The organism is Caldisericum sp. (genome assembly GCA_022759145.1).
Taxonomy (GTDB): Bacteria; Caldisericota; Caldisericia; order Caldisericales; family Caldisericaceae; genus Caldisericum.
In genome coordinates, this window is the sequence record JAEMPV010000153.1 from 1 (window position 1) to 6873 (window position 6873).

The 6873-nt window shown below is 38.3% G+C and carries 5 protein-coding genes; 1 reads left to right on the forward strand and 4 read right to left on the reverse strand.

Annotation, left to right across the window (positions count from 1 at the left end):
• Nucleotides 1-135: 135 nt before the first annotated feature.
• Entirely contained in the window at nucleotides 136-873 is a 738-nt protein-coding gene (locus tag JHC30_08170) for a metallophosphoesterase family protein (protein ID MCI4464116.1), read from the forward strand.
• Here the strand turns inward: JHC30_08170 and JHC30_08175 are convergent.
• The 4 genes from JHC30_08175 to JHC30_08190 are packed head-to-tail and all read right to left on the reverse strand — an operon-like array spanning nucleotide 856 to nucleotide 6802.
• On the reverse strand, nucleotides 856-1923 hold the full coding sequence (locus tag JHC30_08175) for a flippase-like domain-containing protein (GenBank protein MCI4464117.1): 1068 nt from the start codon (nucleotides 1921-1923) through the stop codon (nucleotides 856-858). The genes JHC30_08170 and JHC30_08175 overlap by 18 nt on opposite strands.
• Nucleotides 1916-2965, reverse strand: coding sequence for a MazG family protein (locus tag JHC30_08180; protein ID MCI4464118.1), 1050 nt, complete (start codon nucleotides 2963-2965; stop codon nucleotides 1916-1918). Before JHC30_08180 ends, JHC30_08175 begins: the two co-directional genes overlap by 8 nt.
• The gene (gene mfd, locus JHC30_08185; GenBank protein MCI4464119.1) at nucleotides 2949-6236 is read right to left on the reverse strand and encodes a transcription-repair coupling factor; all 3288 of its coding nucleotides are present in this window, start codon (nucleotides 6234-6236) and stop codon (nucleotides 2949-2951) included. The genes JHC30_08180 and mfd overlap by 17 nt, the downstream gene beginning before the upstream one ends.
• Complete coding sequence (locus JHC30_08190; protein ID MCI4464120.1) at nucleotides 6233-6802, reverse strand: aminoacyl-tRNA hydrolase; 570 nt, start codon at nucleotides 6800-6802, stop codon at nucleotides 6233-6235. Before JHC30_08190 ends, mfd begins: the two co-directional genes overlap by 4 nt.
• Between the last annotated feature and the right edge of the window lie 71 nt (nucleotides 6803-6873).

The following is a 6873-nucleotide window of genomic DNA, read 5'->3' on the forward strand; positions in this document are numbered from 1 at the left end:
GAAGTCAATACTTCGACAGGCACGCATCGAATTTGGTGAACTTAAAAAGAATCTATAATAGAATCCCTAACTTTATTTGGTAAATTAGTCTTGTAAATTGTATCTCTATTTTCCCATTTTTTATATAATTAAGGTGTGAAAATTGCTTTTGTGTCGGACATACATTCAAATATCGAGGCGTTTTCGGTTGCACTCGACATAATTAAGAGTCGATTGGTCGATAAAATAATGAGTTGTGGAGATATTGTAGGCTATGGTCCCGACCCTGAGGAAGCAATAACCCTTTTTGAAGAAAATGGCATTGTTGGTGTCAGGGGTAATCACGATGCAGGCACAGTTGGTGATTCTATTCTTTACGAATTTAACGAGTATGCAAAACTTGCGCTCCTCTACACGAAAAGAAATATCTCCAAAAGAAGCGAAAACTTCCTTAAATCACTTCCAACATTAATTGAGGAAGATACCTTTACTATCTTTCACGGGACGCCAAACCCTAAAAATCCATTTAAGTACATCTTGAGTGAATTTGATGTCCTTGAGGCATTTTCGTATCTAAAGACACCAATTGGATTTTACGGGCATACGCATGTGCCGTGTGTTTGTAAACTATCGAGCAAAAATTCTCTTGAAGTCTATCCCATGCAAAAGGAAGCAAAATTCATATTAGAAAGGGGCTTTAGATACCTTATAAATGTAGGAAGCGTTGGGCAGCCAAGGGATGGCAACCCAAAAGGTGCTTTTGTTATTTTTGATACCGATGAATATTCTGTTGAGTTTGTAAGGTTTGATTACGATATAGAAAAAGTCTATAACAAGATTATAGAAAGAAACCTTCCATCATATCTTGGAGAGCGATTATTTAGCGGTCTTTGAGGATTTCTTTTTATTTCTAAGGGTATCAAAAAAAGTTGCAAGCCCTCCTGCAATAAGAAGGAAATAGTGTGTGAAAAATCGCCAGGCAATAATAAATGTGCCTATAAGCGGGTTTGGTATAAGGCGTGCAAATAGTGCCAAAAGTTCGATTTCGGCAGTGCCGCTTCCCCCAGGCGTTGGGATATATGCAGAGGAAATGTAAAAAATAATTGCGGTAATGACAATTTCAGGCCAGGGCGACATTATGCCAAGCCCCCTCATTAGGACAACAGGAGTAAGGAGGATAAGTCCCCACGAGATAAAACTCAGGAAAAAGACAAAGTAAAGGGTCTGTCTTTTGAGGGAAAATATTTTTTCCTTTGCAAGTTTGTAATCTGCTACTGTCTTTTTAACCCATTCAATTGTCTTTGTGCGGGCATTTTCTTTTACTATTTTTTTGAAAAACCTTGTATTGAGTGCCTTTTGTGTTAAGAGAAGTGCAAAATCTGGCTTGAGGATCATTAAAAGAAGCAGAGAGAAAAGCGCAAGCGTAATTGCAACGCCTGTATTTATAAGGATATTAACCGCTTCAGATATCCCCCAGGTTGGCTTTGCAACAAGAATCCACACAGGCACAAATAAGAAAACACTCACCCTTACGAAAGTGCCTATGAACATCTTTATCGAGATAATTGCAGCAGAATCCCCCGGTGGAATTGCCTTTTCTTTCGAAAGTATTACCATCTGCACTGGCTCCCCTCCACCGCCACCGAAAGGAGTTATTCTTGAAATAAAGCCACCTATGAGAAAAATTTTTAATGCCTCTCTCATCGTAATCGAATAGCCCAAAACATCTGAAATGAGTTTTATTGTGTATGCCTCGATAAACCAGCTTGCAAACATAAGAAAAAACGCCCACAGTATATACGAAAGCCTGAAAGATTTTGCAAGGTCTACAAAATTCCAGTTGTGGGTAAATAGCGAAATTACAAGTATCCCTACAAGCCCTGCAAGGATTGCAAGGATTGTGTCCCTTATGATTGTTTTTCTGCTTATAACTTCATCACTCATCTTTCTTAATCTTCTCCCAGGCTGAGTCTATGTCTTTTTTCTCTGAGGGCTCAAGCTCTTTAAACTTCTTTACCCTCTCCATAAACTTCTCATAAGAAATAAAAAGTGCATGTGCTGGGTCGATATTGAGAAAACGTGCAAGATTTATAACCGAGAATAGTAGATCGCCTATTTCTTCTTTGACACCGTCGCCTTTTGCAGTCTTTACTTCGTTTAACTCTTCAAGGATTTTATCGTAAATTTCGTTTACATTCCTGAATTCAAGCCCGATGTATTTTGCCTCTTCCTGAAGGTCAATTGTTGTTATAAAACTTGCAAGGATTTTTGATATATTCAGGTGTGCCTTTTTCTTTTTGTTCTTTTCCCAGTCGTTTAGAACCTCATCGGCTGTTTTTGCACGGGTGTCCTTAAAGACATGAGGGTGCCTTTCGTACATCTTATTGAAAAGCCCTTCAGAGATTGTTTTAAGGGTAAATTCGTTTGATTCGTTTCCTATTTCTGCATGCAACAAAATCTGTAAGAGCACATCGCCTAATTCTTCCTCGATTCCTTTTGGATTTTCCTTTTTAATTTCTTCAATACACTCGAGTGGCTCTTCTACAAGTTCTGGAATGAGGCTTTCGTGAGTTTGCTTTCTGTCCCAGGGGCAGAGTTTTCTTAATGTCTTAATCATAAGATAAGTTTCGTAAAAGGCTTCGATATCTTTTGTGATTCGAAAAAACGGGACAATTTCTTTAAATTTATTAAATTCGCTTTCGGGGACATTATCAAGAATTTCCTTTGGGACTTCAAGCCCTTTAAAAATATTTAGGTAGCCTAAAATTTTGTAAAATTGGGTTTCGTTTTCGACTATTATTTGCGTAGGCAGTTTTACTTTTTCAAGATAAGAAAGCGTAAGCATAATATCCATTAGGTCATAGCTTCCAAATTTGAAAACAAGTTTTCCAGTAAGTTCGGAAGGTACTTTCTCTCCTATAACTACGAAGCACCTTGCATTTTCTTCAATTGTAGTATCAAATACAAAATTATTTAACTTTTTCATAGCCACTTAATAAGTGTAGCACTTTTAGTGTGTCCTGTAAAGGGAAGGCAACCTCAAATGAAATGTAGTCTTCTCCAAACTGGACGCTCTTTGCAACCTTTGAGAGGTGCATAAGGTCGTCAACTGTGATCTTGCTTGTCCTTTCGATAATGATAAAGACGCGCTTCCCTTCTTGGTATATCTCTTTTGCTTGGATTTGCCTTGCAAAAAGCATTATTTCTCCAACAGTTAAGAGATTTCTTACCTCAATTGGTGGGTAGCCAAACTTGTCCCACAGTTCGGTTTCGATTTTTCGTAAGTCCTCAATTGACTCTGCCTGAGTAATCCGCCTGTAGTAGTTTATGCGCTCTGCGTTAAGCGGTATGTAGGATTCCTTTATGTAGTAACTTTCATTGAGCCTCACAGAGACTTCCTTTACTTCGTTTACGGTAATGCCCTGTAACTCTTTTACTGCCTGGTCGAGAAGCGAAAGGTACATATTATAGCCAACTGAAATTATGTGTCCGTGCTGTTCTTTTCCAAGGATGTTTCCTGCGCCTCTTATCTCGAGGTCTTTCATTGCAATTTTAAGTCCTGCTCCTTCATCTGAAAACTCCCGAATTGCCTCTAACCTTTCCTCTGCAATCGCCGTTAGGCTCTTCTCTGTGTAGAAGAAATACGCATATGCCTGTATTGAAGACCTACCGATTCGCCCCCTCAACTGGTACATCTGTGAAAGTCCAAAGTGCTCTGCCTCAACAACAATAAGTGTATTTACTGTCGGTATATCAAGCCCATTTTCGATAATCGTTGTTGCAACAAGGACATCAATCTGCCCTTCGTAGAAATCGACCATTACATCCTCAATTACCTCTTTGTCCATTTTGCCGTGCGCAACACCAACTCTTGCCCCTGTAAGATTTTTTATGAGTTCTGCAAAGCCATAGATTTTTTCAATGTTGTTGTAGACCACAAACACCTGCCCGTGCCTTTTTAACTCAAAAAGGATTGCATTTTTCATAACATCGATATTAAAAGGTATTGAGAAAGTCTTGACAGGAATTCTACCTGGAGGTGCAGTAAGAACAAGCGAAACGGGTCGTAGTTTTATAAGAGAAGTGTATAGTGTTCGTGGGATCGGGGTTGCAGAAAGGGTAAGTACATCGACATTTGCCCTCAGTTCCTTAAGAATCTCCTTGTGCCTAACGCCAAATTTCTGCTCCTCATCAATAATAAGAAGCCCAAGGTCTTTAATTTCGACATCCTTTGAAAGCAACCTATGAGTGCCAATTATAATATCAATTTTACCTTCTTTTAAGTCCTTTAAGATTTCTTTTTCCTTCTTTTTATCGGCAAGGCGTGAAAGCATTTCGATTCTTATTGGGAAAAGGTGAAGGCGTTCTTTAAATGTGCGTTCGTGTTGCATCGCAAGAATGGTTGTAGGCGCAAGGACCATCACTTTTTTATGGTTAAGCACGACTCTAAAGGCAGCCCTTATTGCAATCTCTGTTTTCCCGTAGCCAACATCTCCCACTATAAGTCTGTCCATTGGTTCGTCGCTTTCTAAATCCTGGTATACTTCCTCTATTGCCCTTGCCTGGTCTTCTGTAAGTTCATATGGGAATGAGAGGTCAAGAATGCGCTCTTCCTGTGGGTGTGGCTTAAAGGGAGGGCGCTTGTAAAGTTTCCTTTTTGCCTGTATTAGAAGGAGTTTTTTTGCAAGTTCCCTTGCGGATTCCTTTGCTCTTTCCTTTGTCCTTGACCACTCGTTTCCCCTTAGCGTATTCAGTGTTACAACACGTCTATCTCCAATGTATTTTTCAACAAAACCAATGCGTTCAAGAGGGACATAGAGTTTTTCACCATCTCTATACTCGATAAGGAGGAATTCCTTGGGAGTATCGCCAAGTTTTACAAGCCCCCTAAAGATACCTATGCCAAAGTCCCTGTGGACGACAAGGTCGCCATCTTTTAACTCTTCAAGGGAAACTATTTCTTTTGATGAGATGATCTTTTTCGGTTTCTTTCCTTCAATATGGTAAAAGAGTTCTCTATCGGTAAGGACAAGGATTTTTTCAGCATCAATTCCCTTTTCGTAAAAACCTTCCTCAACAAATATACCCTTTTCATCTTTCAAGCCGTATTCAAAAGAGATTTCGTATGCAGAAAGGATTTCCTTTACCCTTTCTATATTTTCTGTTTTTATGAGGACTGGACGGGTCTCTTTTTCTTTGAGGAGTATATCCTTTAAATTGCCGAACATAAGAAAACTTTCTTGAACTTCTTTTACCTTAAAGTCAATTGCGTTTTCAAGGAAGTTTCCGAATTCTACAAGTTTTTGAGGGCTTATGCTAAAGAAACCATCTTTTACAGTATCGAAGTTTATAAATGCGCCGTAGGTTTCTTTTTCGCCGTTTGCAAACTCCTCAAACTCTTCAAAGTATTTGTCGATATTAATATCGTAGAGGACAAGAGTTTTGTTTGATACAAAGTCAAGAAGTGTCCTTTGTGGAAGAAACTTTCCATTTTTCAGGAACTGGGAGAAGAAATTTATTCCAAAGTTCCCTGTTTTCTTTAGTTCGTTAAAGTCTTTCTCAAGAACTTCCAATATTAGTTTATCTTTTATCTTTCCGATTTCTTTTTCGATTGTATTTAACTCTTCTTTTGTGAAAATTACAAGACTTGAGATTTCGATTCTTGTAACTTCCTCTTCGGTGAGGAGGTTTTCATTCAGAAACGAGATTTTTTCAATTTTGTCAAAATCAAGCTGGATTCTTACGGGCTTTTCATAATCAAATGCATATATATCGATTACGCTTCCTTTAACAGAAAATTCACCTTTTGCCTCAATTTCCTCAACCCTTTTAAATCCAAAATCTGCAAGCGTTTGTAAAAGATACTCTCTTTTTATTGTGTTCTCTTTCTCAAGGGTAAGCGTTTTTGCGGTTTCTAACGATGGAACATAATCAAAAATGCCGTTTATTGTGGTGAGGATAAGGCTACTATCCTGGGTGTGTAATTTCTTTTTTGAAAGTGCTACTTCAACTGGTGCGTAATTTACTTCGAAAGGATAATTGGAAAAGTCGTCTATTACAAGTGCGTCTTTAAAGGTTTTTGCAAGTTTTTTAAGCGACTCGGTGTCTTTGCATACGACAATTTTTTGAGAGGAAATCTCGTTTAAAACAGCCTCAAGCACTTCGGGAAATGTGTTTCTTATGCGGACAACAGGCTCGTTTTTAATGAAGAGAATGTACTGTAACTCTCCCTGTGAAAGAATATTTTTTAATCTCATCTGTTAAATTGCCTTTGAGCTTCGGGAACGCCATCTTTTATGATTGTTTCGATTGCCTTTACTGCGTTTTTAATTGCTTCCTTAATTACAGGCTTTTCGTCAAATGTAAATTCCTCGAGGACAAAAGAAACAACATCCTCTTTTCTTTCAGGGCGTCCAATACCAATACGCACTCTTATAACAGGGTCCTCTACAACTTCCTTTATAGAGCGAACGCCTTTATGTCCTGCATCAGACCCGCCAATTTTTATACGGATTGTCCCCAATGGAAGGTCAAGGTCGTCGTGAATAACAATTGTATTTGAAGGTGGTATAAGGAAGCCATCCATAAGTTGCTTAACAGCCCTTCCAGAGAGGTTCATATATGTGAGTGGCTTTGCTAAAATGACATTGAACTCTCCACCATCTATTTTTGCTATTCCCTTCCCAATAAGTGCGTTAAATTTTGCAATATTTACCTTTATGCCCCATACTTTTGAAAGTTCATCAATAACCATAAAGCCCACATTATGGCGGGTTCCTTCGTACTCTTTTCCAATATTTCCAAGCCCAACTATTAAGTTCATACCACAATATTATATTGTATCTTCAAATTTGTTTAAAATATGAAATTTTTTGTTTTTTGATATAATTATTA